Source organism: Streptomyces sp. NBC_01190 (assembly GCF_045039895.1).
Classification (GTDB): Bacteria; Actinomycetota; Actinomycetes; order Streptomycetales; family Streptomycetaceae; genus Actinacidiphila.
Window position 1 is genome coordinate 3046674 of the sequence record NZ_CP108580.1, and the last position, 19728, is coordinate 3066401.

Here is a 19728-nt window from a genome sequence, read left to right on the forward strand (position 1 = left end):
ACGTGCCATGCGGACAACTGTTCCGTCCAGCGATGAACGATAGATATACGCGCGGAGAGTCGGGTCCGGGGAAGCTCCGGCTCCCGGGCGGTTCAGGGGGCAGAAATGGAAACCAGGCCGGAGCCGGGCGCCAGCCTGCGGTTCGCGGTCCTCGGGCCGGTTCGTGCCTGGCGCGGCGACGAACCGATCGGCACCGGCGCCCCACAACAGCGTTCGCTGCTCGCCGCCTTGCTGCTGCGCGGCGGCCGTACGGCGACGGCGTCCGAACTCCTGGACGCCGTGTGGGGTGAGAGCCCGCCCAACACCGCACTGGCCGCGCTGCGTTCGTATGCCTTCCGGCTGCGCAAGGCACTGGGTCCCGAGGCCCTGGTGACCGATTCGGGCGGCTACGCGCTGCGGGTGGGCAGCGACGCGCTGGACTCCTCGGTGGCGGAGCGGCTGGCCACCGAGGCGGACCGGCGGCGCGCCGCGGGTGATCCCGCCGCGGCCCGTGAACTCCTCGGCGAGGCGCTTGACCTGTGGCACGGCGAACCGCTGGCCGGCCTGCCGGGTCCGTACGCCGAGACGCAGCGCTCCCGGCTCGCCGAGTGGCACATCGGGCTGATCGAGACCCGCCTCGAACTCGACCTGGAACTGGGCGCGCACGCCGAGACGGTCTCCGAACTCACCGCGCTCTCCGCCGACCATCCACTGCGGGAGCGGCTGCGGGCGCTGCTGATGCTGGCCCTGTACCGCAGCGGCCGGCAGGCCGAGTCGCTCGGTGTCTACGCCGACACCCGCCGCCTGCTCGCCGACGAGCTGGGCATCGACCCGTCCGCCGAACTGGCCGAGCTGCACCAGCGGATCCTGGAGGCGGACCCCGGCCTGGCCGCCCCGGCCGGTACGGCCTCGGGCACCCCGGAGATCCTGCGGCCCGCGCAACTTCCGGCGACGGTCGCCGACTTCACCGGCCGCGACTCCTTCGTGGCCGAGCTGGGCGAGCAACTGGCCGCCGCGTCCAAGGGCAGCGGGGTGATGGCGGTCTCCGCGGTGGCCGGCATCGGCGGCGTCGGCAAGACCACGCTCGCCGTACACGTCGCACACGCGGCCCGGGAGGACTTCCCCGACGGCCAGTTGTACGTCGACCTCCAGGGCACCGACCCCCGCCCCGCCGAACCCGAGGCGGTGCTCGGCGCCTTCCTGCGCGCCCTCGGCATCCCCAACCCGGCGATTCCCGAGACCCTCGCCGAGCGCGCCGCCCTCTACCGCTCCACCCTCGACGGCCGCCGTGTGCTGGCCCTGCTCGACAACGCCTACGACGCCGCGCAGATCCGCAATCTGCTGCCGGGCACGCCGGGCTGCGCCGCGCTGGTCACCAGCCGGGTCCGGATGGTGGACCTGGCCGGCGCGCATCTGGTGGACCTCGATGTGATGTCGCCCGAGGAGGCGCTGAAGCTCTTCACCAAGATCGTGGGCGAGGAGCGGGTCGCCAGCGAGCGCCAGGCCGCCCTCGACGTCGTCGGTGCCTGCGGTTTCCTTCCGCTGGCCATCCGGATCGCCGCCTCCCGGCTGGCCGCCCGCCGGACCTGGACCGTCTCCGTACTGGCCCACAAACTCGCCGACCAGCGGCGGCGGCTGGACGAGCTGCGGGCCGGCGACCTCGGGGTGAAGGCCACCTTCGCGCTCGGCTACGGGCATCTCTCGGTCGCCCAGGCACGCGCGTTCCGGCTGCTGTCACTGCCCGACGGGCCCGACATCTCGCTGGACGCGGCCGCCGCCGTCCTCGACCTGGACCCGTACCGGACCGAGGAGCTGCTGGAGGCGCTGGTCGACATCAGCCTCATCGAGTCGGCCGCGCCCGCCCGTTACCGCTTCCACGACCTGCTGCGGCTCTACGCGCGGGAGTGCGCCGAGCGCGATGAGCCCCCCGAGGCGCGCTGCCAGGCGCTGTCCCGGCTGCTGGACTTCTTCCTCGGCTCCGCCGCCAACGCCTACGCGTTCGAGTCCCCGGGCGACCGGATGCTGGACCACCTCGCCCCGACCACCCACCCCGGCCTCGGCTTCGGGGCCCGCGAGGACGCCCTGCACTGGCTCTTCTCCGAGGCCCAGGGACTGCTCGCCGCCGTCCAGCAGGCCGCCGACGGCGGCTGCGAGGGCCCGCTGCGCCGCGCGGTGGACCTGCTGCTCGCCGCCCAGGACCTGATGGAATCCGGTATCTACGCGCGGCAGTACGAACAGGCCACCCGCGCGGTGGTCGCCACCGCGAACGCCTGCGGCGACCCGCTGGTCGAAGGACGCGCCCGGATCCTGCTCGCCCAGCAGTTGCAGATGACCGGCCGCTTCACCGAGGCCGACGACCAGGCACGCCTGGCCATGACCGCGGGACAGGGCGCCGAGGACCCGCTCACCTGCAGCTACGCGCCGAACCTGCGCGGCAGCATCGCCCACCACGACCACCGCTTCGCCGCCTGCGTCGAATACCACCGCACCGCGCTCGACGCCTTCCGCGCCGACGGCGACCGGCACGGCGAGGCCTCCGCCCTCAGCAACCTCTCCCGCGCCCAGCTCAGCCTCGGCGACTCCGACGCCGCGGTCACCACCAGCCGCCAGGCCCTGGCCATCAACCGTGAGCTCGGCGCCGGCTACCGGATCGGCAACACCCTCTACACGATGAGCATCCCGCTCACCGCCACCGGACAACTCGACGAGGCCCACAACTGCCTCACCGAGGCCCTCCAGATCTTCCGCGACGCCCGCCAGCAGTTCTGGGAGGGCGTCACCCTCTACCGGCTCGCCCAGGCGCACTTGGCGGCCGACCGCAGGCGCCAGTCGGCGGCGCACGCCGAGCAGTCGCTGGCCATCCTGCGCGAGGTGGGCGGCGAATGGCGGACCGCCAACGCCCTGACGGTGCTCGGCCGGGCGCTGGCCGGCCTGGGCCAGGTCGTGCGGGCGCACGCGTGCTGGCACGACGCCCTGGGTATGTACGTGGCGCTCGGTTCGCCCGAGGCCCAGGAGGTACGCCGGCTGCTCAGCGACGGGGCGACACCCTCGTCCGGTTCGCTGGCCGGCTGACTCCGCCGTCCCCGAACGCCCAGGTCGGGCAACTCATCGATACCGTTTATCGGTTGATTATCGGCGCCTGCCACGATTCCATCACTTGCACGAGCCGCCCACCCGGTGAAGCACGGGGGACCTCGCCGGGTGGGCTTTCGACCAAGCATGTACCCAAGGCACAGGAGAGCACCATGAGCACCGAGACATCGCCGACCGAGCCGACCGATCCCACCGACCCTCAGCCGCCGGCGCCGCCGAAGCACTCGAAGGACGACCCGGATCACTGGTACACCGACGGCACCCCGGAAGCCCCGGGTGGCACCGCGCCCAAGGCGCCCTGACCCAACGACTTTCCAGCCCGCGAGCCGACGCTGTGACCACGGCTCGCACCCGCCCGCGGAGCGTTGGGGAACGCTCCGCGGGTGATCACGGGGGAAACAAAGAGGGGGACCACGGGGGCCGGGGGACCTCGGGGGGACCTCGGGGAAATGGGGGGGAACGGGGGAAACGGGGGGCGCGGGAGACCGCAAAGGGGGCGCCCGGGGGGACCGGCGGGTCTGGTTCAAAAGGGGGAGCAGACCAGCCGGACGGGCACCGGGGAGCCGATCGCAGCGCGGAGGGGGCGCTGCGGCCGGCTCCTTCGCATGTCCGCGGCCGGTACCCGGTGGGCGGCGGCTCGGTGGGGGGCTCGGCGAAGACCGTGCTGCCCGGGGGCCGCGGCGCCGATGTCCGCGCGGGTGCTGGTGCCAGCGCGGGTGCTGGTGCCTTGCCCGTTGCCGTCCGGGGCCTGGGCCGGCGGCCGGGCGGCCCTCACTCCGCCGGAGGCGCCCGCCTCGCAGCGCCAGTGCGCCCGGCGTAGCGTCGGGCGCGAGGGGGCCGAACGCGCGATACGAGGCGGTGGCACCCATTGATCCGCAACACTCTGGGCTCCCTGCTCGCGCTCGCGGGTGCCGTAGTCGTCGTCCAGAGCCCCTTCCATCCCTGGTACGGCGGCCGGCACGGCACCGGCATCCGGGTGGACGACCTCTTCACGAGCGTCGGCGCGACCCCGCATGACGCGGCCCCGCTCGGCTCCCTCTTCCTGCCGATGGGCTTCGCCGCCCTGCTCAGTGCCCTCGGCGCGCTGATGCGCTCATGGCTCGTCGAGACCGCGGCCGGGCTGCTGGTCCTCGGCGTCACCGTGCTGTGGATGGTGCGGCAGGCGCAGTTCGCCGGCTCGCTCACCGCGGGCGGCGACGGCATGGACACGGGCGTGGCCTTCGCGACGGGCGGCGCGCTGTCGTTCTTCCTGGCCGGCTGGCTCTTCCACGGCCGCCGCAAGCGGCGGCGCCGGGCCCGGCAGCCGCGGGACGCGTCGTACGAGCCACCGCCCGCCGAGCCGTACCCCTCCTGGCCCGCCGACTCCTACGCTCCCCTGCCCGCTCCCGAGCCACTTCCGCAACCGGTCGGAGCGTACGAACCCCCGCCGCCGTACGAGCCCCCGGTGCTCGGCCCGGATGACCCGGATGACCCGGATGACCCGGACAGCGCGCCCACACTCGTCGGCCTGCCGCTGATCTTCGGCGAACCCACCACGCAGGGCGGCACTCCGGCCCCGGCTCCGCCCCACGATCCCGGCGCGCCGCCGCCCGAGGCTCACGGCGCTGTCGAGAAACCCTGATCCCCCGGCACCGGTTCACGCCCGGCGGGCGGCCGCCCCGGTGCCCTTGGCCGCGTCGAGCGCGTACACACAGCGGTCCTTGGAGCAGGCGTACACCACTCCGTCGGCGGCCACCGGCGAGCCGGTGATCTCCCCGCCGGTCTCCAGCCGCCACCGCAACTGGCCGCCCTGGGCGTCGACCGTGTAGAGGCAGTGGTCCTTGGAGCCGAAGTGCACCCGGCCGGCGGCGACCGCGGGCGACCCCACCACTTCGTCCTGCGCGGCGAACCGCCAGCGCGGGGTGCCGCTGACCGCGTCCAGCGTGTAGAGCGCGGCGCCCGCGCCGAGATGCACCGCGCCCGCCGCGACGACCACCGGTTCGACCGACTGCCGCGGCTCGGTGGCGACCCGCCAGCGGTCCCGGCCGTTGGCGGGGTCGAGGGCGTACACCGTGCCGAGATGGTCGGTGACGTAGACACCGCCGCCGGAGATCCCCGGCCCGGGCACATAGGTGGGCGGCGCGAACATCACCGCGGGCGCGTCGAACCGCCACCGCTCGGCGCCGCTCCGCGCGTCCAGCGCCAGCACATGGGTGCCGGCCGTCAGATAGGCCACGCCGTCCGCCACGACCGGCCGGGTCGGCACCGAACCGGCCGCGCCGGGTTCCCCCACCGGGTAGGACCACAGCTCGGCGCCGTTGAGCGCGTCCACCGCGTGCAGGTGGCCGCCGCCCTGGTAATAGACGGCCCGGTCGATGACGGTGGGCCCGGAGTCGGGCGACTCGAACTCCGTCTGCGCGCCGCCGCGTTCCCAGCGCAGGGTGCCGCGGTGGGCGTCCCACGCCTGGACGCCGCCGCCGCGGGTGCCGCTCACCACGGTGCCGCCGTCGGCCCGCACCGCGTAGACCCAGCCGTCGATCGGGGTACGCCACCGCTCGCTGCCGTCCGCCGCGTCGAGCGCGAAGAGGCTGGGTCCGTCGGAGGCGTGGATCCGGCCGTCGGCCACCGCCATCGTCCAGGCGACCTCGCGGGTCTTGAACTGGCGGCGGCCACTGGCCACATCGAGCGCGTGCACCTCGAAGGAGGTGACGTAGAGCAGGCCGTCGGAGACGACGGGGGTGCCCCAGACGTCGTTGGACATCCGGAAACGCCAGGGGCGCCACTCGCCGGGCGCCGGGGCGGGCTTCGTCGGGGACGGCACCGGCGGGGGCGCGGGCGACGCCTCACCGGCGGGCTGGGCACCGATCCGGTGCCGTACCCATTCGGTGCCGGGCGCCGGACCCGAGGGCGCCTTGTGCCGGGTGGCGCCGGCCACCCGCAGACCCGGGCCGATCGGCGCGGAGCCGGCGAGCTGGACCGGCGCGGCGCCTTCCTGGCGCTGGGTCTCCGCGCCGTTTCCCTGGCCGCCGCGGGGCGCCTGGACCGGGCGGGGCGGCGACTGCGGCGGGGGCGGCACATTGATCGGGACCTGCGGTCCCGCGGCGTGCGCGCCCCGGCTGCCGGCCGGCACCGCGGGACGCCCGCTGCGCCGCTGCTCTATCAGCGCCACCGCGGCCGGCGGCAGCCAGGCGGAGGCGGTGCCGGTGTCGTCGCCGCCGGAGGAGAAGAGGTGCGGGGCGAGCTGCGCCTGGAGATCGGCCGGGGTGGGCCGGCGATCCGCCTCCATCCGCATGCACGATTCGATCAGCGGCCGCAGCTCATGGGGCAGCCCGGCCAGATCAGGGCCTTCGCGCAGCAGCATGAACACCGTCTCCACCGGGTTGGCGCCGTGGAACGGCGCGTGGCCGGTGGCGGCGAAGACCAGGGTGGAGCCGAGCGAGAAGATGTCGCTGGCGCCGCGCACACTGCGGGAGTCACGGGCCTGCTCGGGCGACATGTACGCCGGGGTGCCGACGGCGACGTTGGTCATCGTCAACCGGGTGTTGGAGACGCCGGAGGCGATCCCGAAGTCGATGACCCGCGGCCCGTCCTCGACGACCAGCACATTGGACGGCTTCATGTCCCGGTGCACCAGACCGGCCGCGTGAATGGACTGGAGCGCCTCGGCGATGCCGGCGGCCAGCCACCGTACGGCCTGGGCGGGCATCGGCCCCGACTCGTTGATGATCTCTTCGAGCGAGGGCGCCGGGACATACGCGGTGGCCAGCCACGGAACGGCGGCCCGCGGGTCGGCGTCCACGACGGCGGCGGTGTAGAAACCGGAGACGGCGCGCGCCGCCTCCACCTCACGGGTGAAGCGGACCCGGAAGAGCTGGTCCTCGGCGAGTTCGGCCCGCACGGTCTTGATCGCCACCCGGCGGCCGGAGGCAGAGCGGGCGAGATAGACCAGCCCCATGCCGCCGGCGCCGAGCCGTCCGAGCACCTCGAAAGGGCCGATCCGTCTCGGGTCGTGCTGCGTAAGCTGCTCCATCACTGCCCTGCCACCTCCCCGTGACCCCGCGTTGTTGCGGCCTTTCCCCGTGCCCTCCGGGTGCTTCCGGCCGCGAGCGGCCGGTCGCCGGCTCCCGCGCCAGGGTACGGGCCTGATTGTTCCTGGGATGGGCCCCGGTTGCGAACCCGGGGCCGTCGCGACACGCCCGGTGAGCGAACTCGTTATCATCCGCCCCCGGGCCGGGGAGCCGGCCGCGCCACGCCGGGTCTAGCGGGCGGGCGGCTCGCCCACCGTGCGGCTGAGGTCGATCATGGCGAAGCGGGCGCCCTGGTCGTCGGAGACCACCGTCATCCGGCCGAACGGGGAGTCCTTGGGCTCTTGGTGCACCTGGCCGCCGAGCCGGCGGACGGTGGCCGCGGCGGCGTCGGCGTCCTCGACGGCGAAGTAGATCTGGTAAGCGGCGGGCGCGTCGGCCTGATCACCGGCCGGCTCGTCGGCCGCGCGCCCCGCCCGGCCGGCCACCGGGCCGTCGGGCATGGTGGGCAGCGAGTAGACCGCGTAGTCGAACTGGGCGCCGTCGCCGATCTGCTGGGTGTCGTACCCGAAAACGGAGCGGTAGAAGGTGTCGACGGCCGCGCCGTCCGTGGTGAGGTTCTCGGTCCAGCAGAAGCCGCCGGGCTCGTTGACGATGCCGAAGCCGGGGTGGGTGCCCGGCTGCCAGACACCGAAGAAGGAGCCGCCGGGGTCGATCGCGCCCACCATGACGCCGGTGTCGCCGACCGTGTGCGGCCCGTAGACGATCTGGCCGCCGGCCTCCCGGACGCGCTCGGCGGTCTTGGCGGCGTCGGCCGAGGCCAGGTGCTGGTTCCAGGCCGTGCGTGTGGACGGGTCCGGCTTGGCCATCAGCGCCGCCGCGTGCTTTCCGTCCCGCAGCGCCATCGTGTAGTGGCCGTACTGCTCACCCTGATCCTGGAACGTCCAGCCGAACAGCTCACCGTAGAAGCGCTGGCCGGCGGCGAGATCGGGCAGCGACACATCGGCCCAATTAGGTGCACCTTCACTGAATTCGGGCATCGTCTGGTCCTTCCCCGTACATACGCGGTGTCTTTTCCGTCACGGTAGCCAGTGATCTACCTCACGGTGCGGATTTAAATCGAACATATGGTCAATTTTCTCAGGGGGGCGCTCGACGGCCCATCGGGGGCCGGAACCGGTGTCGGCCGGCCCTCCAGAACGGGTTAAAACGCCCATTCATCACATCCCGCAAGGACCTCGAAGCGCTCGAAGAGGGGTGATAAAAGCGGCATTGACCTGGACATTCGTCAAACGGAAGGGGTCGCTCCCCGTTTGCACGCGGCCAAATCGCGCGCTGATCACCCGACGGTAAACTGACGGCATGACAGGACAAGTTCGCACCGTCGACGGCCGCGTGGCGGGCCGCCGCGGGCAGGCCACTCGGCAGAAGCTGCTGGACTGCCTCGGCGAGATGCTCAGCACGTCGCCCTACCGGGACGTCAAGGTGATTGACGTCGCCCGGATGGCGGGCACCTCACCCGCAACGTTCTATCAATACTTCCCCGACGTCGAGGGCGCTGTCCTCGAACTCGCCGACGAGATGGCCACGGAGTCGACCGGCCTGAGCCATCTGGTGGCCGGGCGCTCCTGGGCCGGCCGGGCCGGCGCGCAGACGGCCACCGATCTGGTGGACGGCTTCTTCTCCTTCTGGCGCAAGAACGACGCGATTCTGCGCGTCGTCGACCTGGGCGCCGCAGAAGGCGACAAGCGGTTCAACCGGATCCGTACCCGTGTGCTCAACGCCGTGACCGGCCCGCTCACCGAGTCCATCACCGACCTCCAGTCCAAGGGCCGGGTCGGCAAGGAGGTCAGCCCGCCGGCCGTGGCCGGCGCACTGGTCGCCATGATGGCCCAGGTGGCAGGCCACCAGAAAGGTTTCACCGGCACCGGCGTCAAGCAGGCAGAACTCAAGCCGAACCTCGCGCTGCTGGTCCACCTCGGAGTCACCGGCAAGAAACCGACCAGATAGCAGCGGCCCGGCAGCGCGGACCGCACGGCCTCGGGGGAGGCCGCCGCCGACAGCGGCCATCGGTTCCGTATCGCTCCCGCCCCTGGTCTTCCGCACCTTGGCCTTCCGCACCTGGTCTTCCGCACCTGGCCTTCTCCGCTCCCGGACGGGGTCATCCGCGGACGTCAGCGACCCGTCGCAACCCGCCGCGGCCCTCTTGACGGCCCTTCGGCGGCCCTGAACTCCGGCGCCCGGCCCGCTACCTCGCCGACCGCCGACCCGGCCCGCCCGGCATCATGTCTGACATGACCAGCGCCATCCGGCTCCCCGACGTCGCCACGGCGTTCCCGCACCACCGGGCCGTGCGATCTCACTCCCGGTGCGGCTCAACGCGCGACGCAGACCATGGCTCGTCCAGATCATCCGGAGCCCACGCCGAGCGCTCCGCGTACCGTCCCCCTTTCGCCGCTGACTACCCGCGGCCCCCCTGCGTCGCCGCCGCGCGGTCCGGCTGAGCCGCGCTCAACTCCCCACACCGGGAGCCCGGTGGGCTACTCCTCGCCGCGCGGATGGGGTTACCTTCCGATACACCAGCTTTTCGTCCTCCGTTCGATCACTGCGCCCATGCGCCCGTTCGCCCGTTCGTTGATTCGCCCCCCGTTCCCTCAGACGATCCAGGTTCCAGGAGTTCCCCATGCCCGAGTCCACCCCCGCCGCCCCGGGTGCCCCGTCGAGCACCGCGGCCCCCGACGTCATCGTCATCGGCGCCGGGCCCGGCGGCCTCGCCGCGGCGGCGGCCCTGCGGCAGCGGGGGCTGCGCCCGCTCGTGCTGGAGCGCGGTGAACGGCTCGGCGCCTCCTGGCGCAACCACTACGACCGGCTGCGCCTCCACACCACCCGCCGGATGTCGTCGCTACCGGGCCTCACCATCCCCCGGGCGTACGGGCGTTGGGTCCGCCGCGACGACCTGGTGCGCTATCTGGAGCAGTACGCCGAGCACCACGACCTCGACATAGCCACCGGCATCGAGGTGACCCGGGTGGAGCGGACGGACACCGGCTGGGCGCTGCCGGCCACCGGGGGGCGGGTCCTGACCTCGCCGGTGGTCGTGGTGGCGACCGGCTACAACCACACCCCGCACATACCGGACTGGCCGGGCCGGGACACCTTCTCCGGTGAGCTGCTGCACGCCTCGGAGTACCGCAACGCGGCCCCCTACGCCGGGCGGGACGTGCTGGTGGTCGGCGTCGGCAACACCGGCGCGGAACTGGCGGTCGATCTGGTCGAGGGCGGGGCGGCCCGGGTACGGCTGGCGGTACGGACGCCGCCGCACATCCTGCGCCGCACCACGCTGGGTTGGCCCGCGCAGGCCACCGCCGTCCTGGTCCGCCGGCTGCCCACCGCGGTGGTCGACCTGGCCGCGCCGGTCGTCACCAGGATCAGCGTCCCCAACCTGTCGGCGTACGGGCTGCCGCGACCCTCGACCGGCCTCTACGCACGGGTCAAGCAGGGCTCGATCCCGGTGCAGGACCCCGGTCTGATCTCGGCGGTACGGTCCCGCCGGGTCGAACCGGTCGCCGCCGTCGAGCAGTTGGACGGGGACAAAGTACGGCTCGCCGACGGCACCGACATCACCCCCGAGGTGGTCATCGCCGCGACCGGATACCGCCGGGGGCTGGAACCGCTCGTCGGCCACCTCGGTGTACTGGACGACCGCGGGCGCCCGCTGGTGCACGGGCGCCGCACCGCGTCGGGCGCCCCTGGCCTCTACTTCACCGGTTACTCCAATCCCATCAGCGGCCTGCTCCGCGAAATGGCCATCGACGCCAAGAAGATCGCCAGGGCCGCCGCCCGCCGCGGCTGACTCCTCCCTCCGGCCAAGCCGCCGTCCGGCCCTCGGGTCATCCGGCGACCGCCACCGCCACCGCCGGTGCCACCACCGGCCGGTGGCGGATGACCAGGGACATCAGCGCGGCTATCGCGCACAGCCCGCCGGACGAGTACCAGACGACGTCGTACGAACCGAAGGCGTCCCGCGCGACGCCGCCGAGATAGGCGACAAGGGCCGCGCCTATCTGGTGGGACGCCAGCACCCAGCCGAAGACGATCGCGCTGTTCTCCCCGTAGTGCTCGCGGCACAGCGCGATGGTCGGCGGCACGGTGGCCACCCAGTCCAGGCCGTAGAAGATGATGAACAGCACCATCGAGGGGTGGATGCTGTCGCCCAGCATCATCGGCAGGAACATCAGGGACAGTCCGCGCAGCCCGTAGTAGATCGCGAGCAGCCGACGCGGCGACAGGCGGTCGGTGAACCAGCCCGAGGCCACCGTGCCGGCGATGTCGAAGACTCCGATCAGCGCGAGCAGCGAGGCGGCGGTGGTGACCGGCAGCCCGTGGTCGTGGGCCGCGGGCACGAAGTGGGTCTTCACCAGGCCGTTGGTCGACGCCCCGCAGATGGCGAAGGTACCGGCCAGCAGCCAGAACGTGCCGGTGTGCGCCGCGTCCCGCAGCGCGCGCAGCGCCCGTATCGCGGCGCCCCTGGACGGCGGCGGCTTCGGGGTGAACTCGGTTGCCCCATAGGCGGCCAGACCCACGTCCGCCGGATGGTCGCGCAGCAGGAACCAGACGAACGGCACCACCGCGACCGCGGCGATCGACACCGTCATGGCGGCCGGCCGCCAGCCGTGGTGCTCGGTGATCCACGACAGCAGCGGCAGGAAGACCAGCTGCCCCGCGGCGCCACCCGCGGTGAGGATGCCGGTCACCAGACCGCGCCGGGCGGCGAACCAGCGGTTGGTCACCGTGGCGGCGAAGGCGAGCGCCATGGACCCGCTGCCGAGGCCGACCAGGACGCCCCAGCAGAGCACCAGTTGCCAGCTCTGGGTCATCCGCACGGTCAGCCCGGAGCCGATCGCGATGGTGATCAGGGCGCAGGCGACGACCCGTCGGATGCCGAACCGGTCCATCAGCGCCACGGCGAACGGCGCGGTGAGGCCGTAGAGCGCCAGGTTGATCGACACCGCGAAGCCGATCATGGCGCGCGACCAGCCGAACTCGGTGTGCAGCGGGTCGATCAGCAGTCCGGGCAGTGAGGCGAAGGCCGCGGCGCCGACGATGGTCACGAAGGTGACGACGGCGACGAGCCAGGCGCGGTGCACCCGCGGGCCTCGGCGGCCGGAGACGGCGGCGGGGTCGGCGGACGGGTCTTCCGCGGGCGCTGGGAGTTGAGATGTCTGCGTCACGTAAGGAGTCTCCGATCTGGATGTGTCCACGACGAGTGGCCCGACGGCCATGGTGTGCAAGGATCGGGCCATGACCCAGGACACCCGTCCGGCCATCGGCCCTGTCTTCCGGCATCCGGGGCGGCACCGGATCGCTGTCTTCGCTCTCGACGGGGTGATCCCCTTCGAACTGGGCATCCCGCTGCGGATCTTCGGCGGAGCCCGAGCCGCCGCCGACGGCCGCACGTTGTACGAGGTGGTGACGTGCAGCCTGCGGCCCGGCACGGTACGGACCGACGCCGACTTCCCGATCGTGGTCTCCCACGGCCTGCAGGCCCTCGCCGAGGCCGACACGGTGGTGGTCCCGGCTTCCCATGAACTGGGCCCCGTCTACGACGAAGGCCTGCTGCCCGCACACCTCGCCGAGGCCATCGCCGGGATCCGGCACGGGACCCGCATGGTGTCGATCTGCACGGGTTCCTTCCTGCTGGCCGCCGCTGGACTCCTCGACAACCGGCGCGCCACCACCCACTGGAGCAGCGCCGACCACTTCCAGCGGCTCTTCCCCCGGATCAAGGTCGACCCGGACGTGCTCTACGTGGACGACGGCGATGTGCTGACCTCGGCCGGGGTGGCGGCCGGGATCGATCTCTGCCTGCACATCGTGCGCCGGGACTTCGGTGCGGCCGTGGCCAACGCGGTCGCCCGCCGGACCGTGGTCCCGCCCCACCGGGAGGGCGGCCAGGCCCAGTACGTGCGCCGCCCGCTGCCCGAACCCCGGCAGGCCGGCACCGAGCGGGCCCGGGCCTGGGCCCAGGACCGCCTCGACCAGCCGCTCACCCTCCGGCAGTTGGCCGAGCGGGAGTCGATGAGCGTGCGGACCTTCACCCGGCGCTTCCGGGAGGAGGTCGGCCTCAGCCCCGGCCAGTGGCTGACCCAGCAACGGATCGAGCACGCCCGTCAGTTGCTCGAGTCCACCGACCTCAGCGTGGACCAGATCGCCCACCAGGCCGGCTTCGGCAGCAGCGCGTCCATGCGGCAGCATCTCCAGGCGGCGCTGGGCGTCTCACCCACCGCCTACCGCCGCACTTTCCACACCTCGTCCCGCACTTAGCCGAGAGCGCGCCCGGCACGATCCGGTCCGGCGCGGCCTGCCCGTCTTTCGGGTGGGCTCAGCGAAGCCCCACGGCGGCGGCGCGGTCGACCTCGCACCAGATCTGCTTGCCCGCACCCTCAGGGTGCCAGCCCCATCGGTCGGCGAGACCGTCGACCAGTTCGAGTCCGCGGCCGCCGGTCTCCTCCCGCTGGGCGTGGCGGGGGGCGGGCGGGAGATCGCTGTTGTCCGCCACCTCCACCCGCACCGGGGCAGCGGGGGTCGCCGGAAACAGCATGCGCAGCACAGCGGGGCAACCGGTATGGACCACCGCGTTGGTGACCAGTTCCGAGATCAGCAGGATGAGCGTCTCGGCCACCGGCTCATCGGCTCCTATCCCGGAACCCACCAGCCGCGACCGCGCCCAACGGCGAGCCCGCCCGACCTCCGCGGGATCAACGCCGACCTCCATCTGCACCTGAAGCACCTGCATTGCTCACACCATCCGAACCGGCGGACACGACGCCTCACGCCAATCCACAGTCACGGAGCGTGACTCTGGTTTTACACAGCATGATCGACTTACAGTCACCCCGACAAGCGCCTCGGGCCGCGCCTGACGCAAGGGACGAGGCGTGCCGCCAACCGCTCGGCGCACCCGCTGAGGAGTCGCGCGCCCAGGGCTGACGCCCGCCCGGCCTGGCCGGGCGGCGCCGTGAGAATTCCCTGAACGGACACGCACCCGATGGAGCGTACCGGAGGTATCCCCCGACTCCACCGCGTAACAAGTCACGCCTCGGACACAACACCGTGCGGACGCTCCGTAATCACCGCCTGACAGATGTCGAGTCTCGATGACAAGACCCCAATGACCCATCCCCCGACCGCATACGGGCTATTGATAAGCCGCAAATGCCGCATAAGCCATGGCGTCGAAAAGAACGAACCGCACTTCCGACACGGAGGTGTCAGCCTCTCGCACCGTCTTGACGGCGAGCCGCGCCCCGTCGTCCATCGGCCAGCCGTAGATCCCGGTGGAGATCGCCGGGAAGGCGACGGTGGCCGCCCCCAGTTCATCGGCGACCCGCAGGGATTCCCGGTAGCAGGAGACGAGGAGTTCGGAGCGATCCTCCCGCGCCTGCCACACCGGGCCGACCGTATGGATCACCCACTGGGCCGGCAGCCGCCCGGCGGTGGTCGCGACAGCCTGCCCGGTGGGCAGCCCCCCGCCGTAGTGCCCGGCACGCAGCTCCCGGCAGGCGGCGAGGATCTCGGGGCCGCCCTTGCGGTGAATGGCACCGTCCACTCCCCCGCCCCCCAGAAGCGAGGAATTGGCCGCGTTGACGATGGCGTCCACCCGCTGCTCGGTGATGTCGCCCTGGACAAAGCTGAGATGAGACATGAGGTCATCTTGGATCACTCCTTCACGCCGACGACAGATCGCTCCTCGGACCCGGATCCGGTTTTCTTGACTGGCCCTAAATTTATGTCGGACCAAGGATCTGGTCAAGCACTTTTTTGGTCCGACCCACTAAAGTCTCCTCATGGCGCAGCTCCGCGAGTTCAAGAAGCAGCAGACCCGGCAGACGATCGCCCGCGCCGCCACCGCTCTCTTCCTGGAGCGGGGCTTCGAGCGGACGACGATCGCTGACGTCGCCGCTGCCGCCGGGGTCTCGAAGATGACCGTCACCAACTACTTCGCCCGCAAGGAAGACCTCTTCTTCGACCAGCACGAGGAGGTGATCACCGGCCCGGCCCGCGCGGTCGCCGCCCGTCCGGTCGGCGCGTCCGCACTGGACGCCGTCCGCCGCGACTGCCTGGAAGCCGTCGAACGCCACGACCCGCTGCTGGGCTGGACGGACCCCGGCTTCACCCGGCTGGTGGGCGACAGTGCGGTGCTGCGGGCCCGGCTCAGGGAGATGTACGACCACCAGGAGCAGGCGCTGTCCGTGGTGCTCGCGGAAGCCGTCGGCGACGAGCCGGGCGCCTTCGAGCCGCGGCACGCGGCGGCCCAACTGGGCACGGTCCTGAGGCTGCTGTTCGACGAGGCGCAGCGGGGCGTGCGACGGGGCGCGACTGAGGAAGAGTTGTTCGCCCTGCTGGACCGTAACGCCCGGGCCGCCTTCACCCGGCTGGAGCCATCCCTTGGCGGTTACGCGGTCCGAACCGCCGGATAGGTGATCAGGCCGAATATCCGCCGGTCCGCCGGTCCGTCAGGCGGACAGCGGCCGGGCGGCCTCGTCGGTGGCGGCCACCATGTCCGGGAAGACCTCGAAGAGTCGACGGACGCCGAGCGCCGCCAGCACCCGGTTGACGTGCGCGCCACTGCCGTTGTCAGGCTGGGGAAGCACGACGCGCAGCCGGCCCGCGCAGGATCGCATCAGGCGCCGCGCGCCGATCAGCACGCCCACCCCGCTGGAGTCGCAGAAGCGCACATCGGCGAGGTCGAGGACGAGGCTGCGGTGCCCGTCGGCAACCGCTTCGTGCACCTTCTGCCGGACCGCCGGAGACGAGATCAGGTCCATCTCGCCCGCGACTGTCACCACCATCCAGCCGTCCTGCTTGGCCTGGGTCACCAACACGGGTCCCCACCTTGCCTCGCCGTCAACCGCCACATGTTCATCATCCGTTTCATCACGAGGACCCTATGCCCCTTCCCGGTCATAACCCCGCCTTTTGGCGGTCACACCCGGATAACAGACCGCCAAAAGTGGTCGCATCCGGTGCCAGGTTGCTGCAAAGCGACGTACTCACTTGCACGTGCCCGGTACCTTCGTCGGAGAGTGCGGTACCGATCGAACGCACGGCGCCACCGGGTTGTTCAGCGGACAGGACGAGGCTAGGGGGCCGGGAGATGGCGACACCCGCACCGCCGCGCTGGGACCGCAAGATGCAGCAGCGGTTGGCGCGAGGCGAGGAAGCCGCGCTCGGCGAGTTGTACGACCGCTATGCCTCACTCGTGCACGGCCTGGCCAACCGGGTGATGGACGACGATGACGCCGCCGACCAGATCACCCGTGAGGTGTTCGGCTACATCTGGGAGAACCCGGACGCGTATGAGCCCCAGCACGGTTCGCTGCGGTCATGGATCGCGTCGCTCACCCAGCGGCACGCGGTGCACCGGCTGCGGCAGTTGGAGAACCGCGAACGGTCCACGCCCTCCGAGGTGGAAGCCAGGGTGCGGGAGGCCAACACGGCGGCGCGGGCCGACTTCATCGTGACCTCGATGCCGGCGCCGCTGCGCACCGCGCTCGAACTCGCCTACCGCGAACGGCTTGACTACCGCGCCACCGCCGTGGACCTCGGAGTGAGCGAGGACGAGGCCCGGCGCCGGCTGCGGCTCGGGCTCCAACTGCTGTCCACCGCCATGGAGCCGAGCGGGCAGCCGGAAGAACCGTTCGACGTCCCCGGTCCGCGGAGGCGTTTGTGACCGGCCCGGTGTTCCGAGACGGCGACGGCGACGGCAGCGAGAGCCCCGAACATCCGACCGCCTCCGACCAGCGCCCCGACGCGCTGCTCCCCGCCGTCCGCCCGCCCGGCCCCGTAGCGCCGTATGAGCCCGCGCCATCGCACCTGCCGGCCCCGGCCGCGCCGTCAACCAGATCGACCCCATCCCCGGCCACACCTCAGCCCCCGCCCGACCATGGCACGCTGAAATCGCTGCTCGGGGCCTGGGCGCTGTCGGCTTGCAGCCGCGACGAAGGACGCGCCGTCGAGGCGCATCTGCCGGGCTGTGCCACCTGCGCGGACGAGGCCCGGCGACTGCGCGACGCCGTGGGCCTGCTGCACCAGGACGAATCCCTCGACCTGGACCCTTTGCTCCGGGTCCGAGTGCTCGAAGGCTGCCTGGGCCGCCGCCCGGCGCGCATTCCGGTACCCGAGTGGGCCGCTCCTTACGACGCCGAGACCGCCCGGCTCGACGCTCTCCTACGGGACCTCGGCGGCAGTTACTGGAAGGCGCCGGTCGAGGTGCAGTGGTTCGACGGCACCCAGGTGCGCAAGCAGCTCACCGTGGGCGAGGTCATCTGCCATCTCACCTCGGTGGACAGTCTGGTGGGGCGCGCCCTCGGACTTCCGCTGCCGGTCGCGCGCACCGCGGCGGACCCCGGTCGTCCGCAACCCGCGGCCCGCGCCCGTCTGCGCCGGCTGCGCGGCGAGAACACGGATCTGCCGCTCGACCCGTGGGAGCGGACCGCCGCGCACTGGGCCGCGCAGCGGCATCTGCCCGGCGGCACCCTCCGCGCACTGTGGCGCGAGCAGAGCCACGGCCTGGTGCGCACGGTCTCCTTCGCCGGCCGCGGGGCGTCGGGACTCGCCGTGGACTACGGCTCGTTCGCGCTGCCGTTGCGGGACGCCTTCGTCGACCGGGCCTTCGAGTGCTGGATCCACGCCTGGGACATCGCCGAGGCGGTGGACTACCCGTACGAGCCGCCGGCGCCACGCAATCTTCATCGGATGATCGACTTGGCGGCCCGGATGCTGCCGCTGGCGCTGGCGGAGCGGCGGCGCGCCGGGCTGACGACCTCGGCGTCCAAGCTGGTGGCGGCGGGTTCGCCCGGTCGTTCGCTGCGGCTGGAGATCGAGGGTGACGGCGGTGGCGACTGGTACCTGCCGCTGGACTCTCCGGGCGCGCTCGCCTCGGCGGACGGGATGGTCGCGCATGTGGCCATGGACAGTGTGGAGTTCTGCCAACTGGCCGCCGGTCATATCGAGCCGGAGCGGATCGCGCTGGGCCAGATGGGCGACCGGGACGTCATCAGGGACGTGATCTTCGCGACCGCCTCACTGTCCAGAATCTGACCACCTGGGCGACGGCCCCGGGCCCCGGCCCCAGAAGCGCGGACCGGGCACCTAGGCGCCGAGGCACTCAGGCACTCAGGCACTCAGGCACTCAGGCACTCAGGCGAAGACAACCGTCCGCCGCCCGTTGAGCAGCACCCGATGCTCGCTGTGCCACGTGACCGCCCGCGCCAGCGCCTGGCACTCCACATCGCGGCCGATCGCGACAAGCTGCTCCGGCGTGACCTGGTGGCCGACCCGCTCGACCTCCTGCTCGATGATCGGCCCCTCGTCGAGGTCGGCCGTCACATAGTGCGCCGTCGCGCCGATCAGCTTGACGCCCCGGTCGTGCGCCTGGTGGTACGGCTTGGCGCCCTTGAAGCTCGGCAGGAAGGAGTGGTGGATGTTGATGATCCGACCGGACAGCTCGCGGCACAGGTTGTCGGAGAGGACCTGCATGTAGCGGGCCAGGACGACGAGCTCGACGCCTTCCTTCTTCACCACGTCGAGCAGTCGCGCCTCCGCGGCCGGCTTGCTGTCCCGGGTGACCGGGATGTGGTGGAAGGGGACACCGTAGGAGCCCACCAGGTCACGGAAGTCGGTGTGGTTGGAGACGACCGCGGCGATGTCCACCGGCAGCGCGCCGATGCTGGTGCGGAAGAGCAGGTCGTTGAGGCAGTGGCCGAACTTGCTGACCATGAGCACGATCCGCATGCGCTCGTCGGACGGGTGGATCCGCCAGTCCATGTGATACGCGTCACCGACCGCAGCGAAGCTCGCCCGCAGCTTCTCGACGGTCGACGTCGTCTCGGCGGAGAAGTGGACCCGCATGAAGAAGAGACCGGTGTCCCGGTCGCCGAACTGCTGGCTGTCGACGATGTTGCAGCCGGTCATGAAGAGGTAGCTGGAGACCGCGTGCACGATGCCCTGTTTGTCGGGGCACGACAGCGTGAGGACGTACTCCGACGGCGGTTCCGCGAGCTGCGGCGGCTGCTGATCGTTCACCTCGCCAGCCTGGCACACCAGGACGCCGGCCGACAGGCGTATCCGGCAGCCGGAACAGCCCGGCGGGTCAGGGCGCGGTGCGGTTGTAGATGGCCAGCAACTCCAGCGACCGGGGCGGCCCGTCCGGGTCCTCGCCGTCGGCCAGCGCCATCCGTATGTGGGCCTCTCGGGCCGCCTGTACCGCCTCCGGCCAGGCCTGGTGCTCCAGATAGGCGGTGGCGGGCGCGTCCGCCCCCACCTGGTGCAGGATCTTCAGCACGCGCAGCACCGCGACATCGACCAGCGCGGCTTCCTGGGAGTCGCGGATGATCGTCCCCACGTACTTCTCGGCGGACCAGTTGTCGAGCCAGGTGTCCTCGACGAGGCGGTACACGGCGTCGGTGACGTCTCCGTATCCGTCGCGGCCGGACTGCCAGACGTCCCGCTGGAACACCGGGTCGCTGATCATGTGCAACGCCGAGCGCACATTGCTGCGCCAGCGCCACCACGGCATGTCGTTGAGGGGCATACCCCCCATCGTGGAGGAGGGGCGGCCGCGACGGGAAGACTTCTCCGAACCTTGCAC

Annotated in this window: 17 protein-coding genes; 9 read left to right on the top strand and 8 right to left on the bottom strand. The window is 72.0% G+C overall.

Going from position 1 to position 19728, the window contains the following annotated elements:
• The first annotated feature begins 105 nt into the window (after positions 1-105).
• The 3 genes from OG519_RS12695 to OG519_RS12705 all read left to right on the top strand — a co-directional run bounded on the left by OG519_RS12695 (position 106) and on the right by OG519_RS12705 (position 4693).
• Positions 106-3051 carry a BTAD domain-containing putative transcriptional regulator gene (locus OG519_RS12695; protein WP_405582642.1) on the top strand — a complete coding sequence of 982 codons (2946 nt, stop codon included), beginning with the start codon at positions 106-108 and terminating at the stop codon, positions 3049-3051.
• Between the two features lie 173 nt (positions 3052-3224).
• Positions 3225-3374: a hypothetical protein gene (locus OG519_RS12700; RefSeq protein ID WP_405582645.1), complete on the top strand. Its 150-nt coding sequence runs from the start codon at positions 3225-3227 to the stop codon at positions 3372-3374.
• A 566-nt stretch (positions 3375-3940) separates the two neighbouring features.
• Positions 3941-4693, top strand: a complete 753-nt coding sequence (locus tag OG519_RS12705) for a hypothetical protein (RefSeq protein ID WP_405582648.1) — start codon at positions 3941-3943, stop codon at positions 4691-4693.
• A 15-nt stretch (positions 4694-4708) separates the two neighbouring features.
• On the opposite strand, the gene OG519_RS12710 is transcribed toward OG519_RS12705, so the two are convergent.
• The gene (locus tag OG519_RS12710; protein WP_405582650.1) at positions 4709-7084 is read right to left on the bottom strand and encodes a serine/threonine-protein kinase; all 2376 of its coding nucleotides are present in this window, start codon (positions 7082-7084) and stop codon (positions 4709-4711) included.
• 225 nt (positions 7085-7309) lie between these two features.
• Positions 7310-8116 carry a VOC family protein gene (locus tag OG519_RS12715; protein ID WP_405582652.1) on the bottom strand — a complete coding sequence of 269 codons (807 nt, stop codon included), beginning with the start codon at positions 8114-8116 and terminating at the stop codon, positions 7310-7312.
• Between the two features lie 322 nt (positions 8117-8438).
• Between OG519_RS12715 and OG519_RS12720 the strand changes: the two genes are divergently transcribed.
• Both OG519_RS12720 and OG519_RS12725 read left to right on the top strand, forming a co-directional pair.
• Positions 8439-9086: a TetR/AcrR family transcriptional regulator gene (locus OG519_RS12720; RefSeq protein ID WP_405582653.1), complete on the top strand. Its 648-nt coding sequence runs from the start codon at positions 8439-8441 to the stop codon at positions 9084-9086.
• Positions 9087-9759: 673 nt separating this feature from the next.
• A complete protein-coding gene (locus OG519_RS12725) occupies positions 9760-10929 on the top strand; it encodes a flavin-containing monooxygenase (RefSeq protein WP_405582655.1) in 1170 nt (389 codons plus the stop codon).
• Between the two features lie 37 nt (positions 10930-10966).
• Here OG519_RS12725 and OG519_RS12730 read toward each other — a convergent pair whose 3' ends face one another.
• Positions 10967-12307, bottom strand: a complete 1341-nt coding sequence (locus OG519_RS12730) for an MFS transporter (protein WP_405582658.1) — start codon at positions 12305-12307, stop codon at positions 10967-10969.
• Between the two features lie 70 nt (positions 12308-12377).
• Here OG519_RS12730 and OG519_RS12735 point away from each other — a divergent pair, with 70 nt between their 5' ends.
• Positions 12378-13400, top strand: a complete 1023-nt coding sequence (locus tag OG519_RS12735) for a GlxA family transcriptional regulator (RefSeq protein ID WP_405582661.1) — start codon at positions 12378-12380, stop codon at positions 13398-13400.
• A 58-nt stretch (positions 13401-13458) separates the two neighbouring features.
• Here OG519_RS12735 and OG519_RS12740 read toward each other — a convergent pair whose 3' ends face one another.
• Together OG519_RS12740 and OG519_RS12745 are read right to left on the bottom strand one after the other, a co-directional pair.
• Complete coding sequence (locus OG519_RS12740; protein WP_405582663.1) at positions 13459-13872, bottom strand: ATP-binding protein; 414 nt, start codon at positions 13870-13872, stop codon at positions 13459-13461.
• 402 nt (positions 13873-14274) lie between these two features.
• Complete coding sequence (locus tag OG519_RS12745) at positions 14275-14781, bottom strand: O-acetyl-ADP-ribose deacetylase (RefSeq protein WP_405582666.1); 507 nt, start codon at positions 14779-14781, stop codon at positions 14275-14277.
• Positions 14782-14923: 142 nt separating this feature from the next.
• Here OG519_RS12745 and OG519_RS12750 point away from each other — a divergent pair, with 142 nt between their 5' ends.
• Entirely contained in the window at positions 14924-15556 is a 633-nt protein-coding gene (locus OG519_RS12750; RefSeq protein ID WP_405582669.1) for a TetR/AcrR family transcriptional regulator, read from the top strand.
• A 36-nt stretch (positions 15557-15592) separates the two neighbouring features.
• Here OG519_RS12750 and OG519_RS12755 read toward each other — a convergent pair whose 3' ends face one another.
• Entirely contained in the window at positions 15593-15961 is a 369-nt protein-coding gene (locus OG519_RS12755) for an STAS domain-containing protein (RefSeq protein WP_405582672.1), read from the bottom strand.
• Positions 15962-16233: 272 nt separating this feature from the next.
• Between OG519_RS12755 and OG519_RS12760 the strand changes: the two genes are divergently transcribed.
• Both OG519_RS12760 and OG519_RS12765 read left to right on the top strand, forming a co-directional pair.
• Positions 16234-16809 carry a sigma-70 family RNA polymerase sigma factor gene (locus OG519_RS12760; protein ID WP_405582675.1) on the top strand — a complete coding sequence of 192 codons (576 nt, stop codon included), beginning with the start codon at positions 16234-16236 and terminating at the stop codon, positions 16807-16809.
• The gene (locus OG519_RS12765) at positions 16806-18179 is read left to right on the top strand and encodes a maleylpyruvate isomerase N-terminal domain-containing protein (RefSeq protein WP_405582678.1); all 1374 of its coding nucleotides are present in this window, start codon (positions 16806-16808) and stop codon (positions 18177-18179) included. The genes OG519_RS12760 and OG519_RS12765 overlap by 4 nt, the downstream gene beginning before the upstream one ends.
• Positions 18180-18278: 99 nt before the next feature.
• Here the strand turns inward: OG519_RS12765 and purU are convergent, their stop codons facing one another.
• Entirely contained in the window at positions 18279-19163 is an 885-nt protein-coding gene (gene purU / locus OG519_RS12770) for a formyltetrahydrofolate deformylase (protein WP_405582681.1), read from the bottom strand.
• Positions 19164-19230: 67 nt separating this feature from the next.
• Positions 19231-19680 (bottom strand): hypothetical protein, encoded by a 450-nt coding sequence (locus OG519_RS12775; protein WP_405582684.1) that lies wholly within the window; start codon positions 19678-19680, stop codon positions 19231-19233.
• Positions 19681-19728 lie beyond the last annotated feature (48 nt).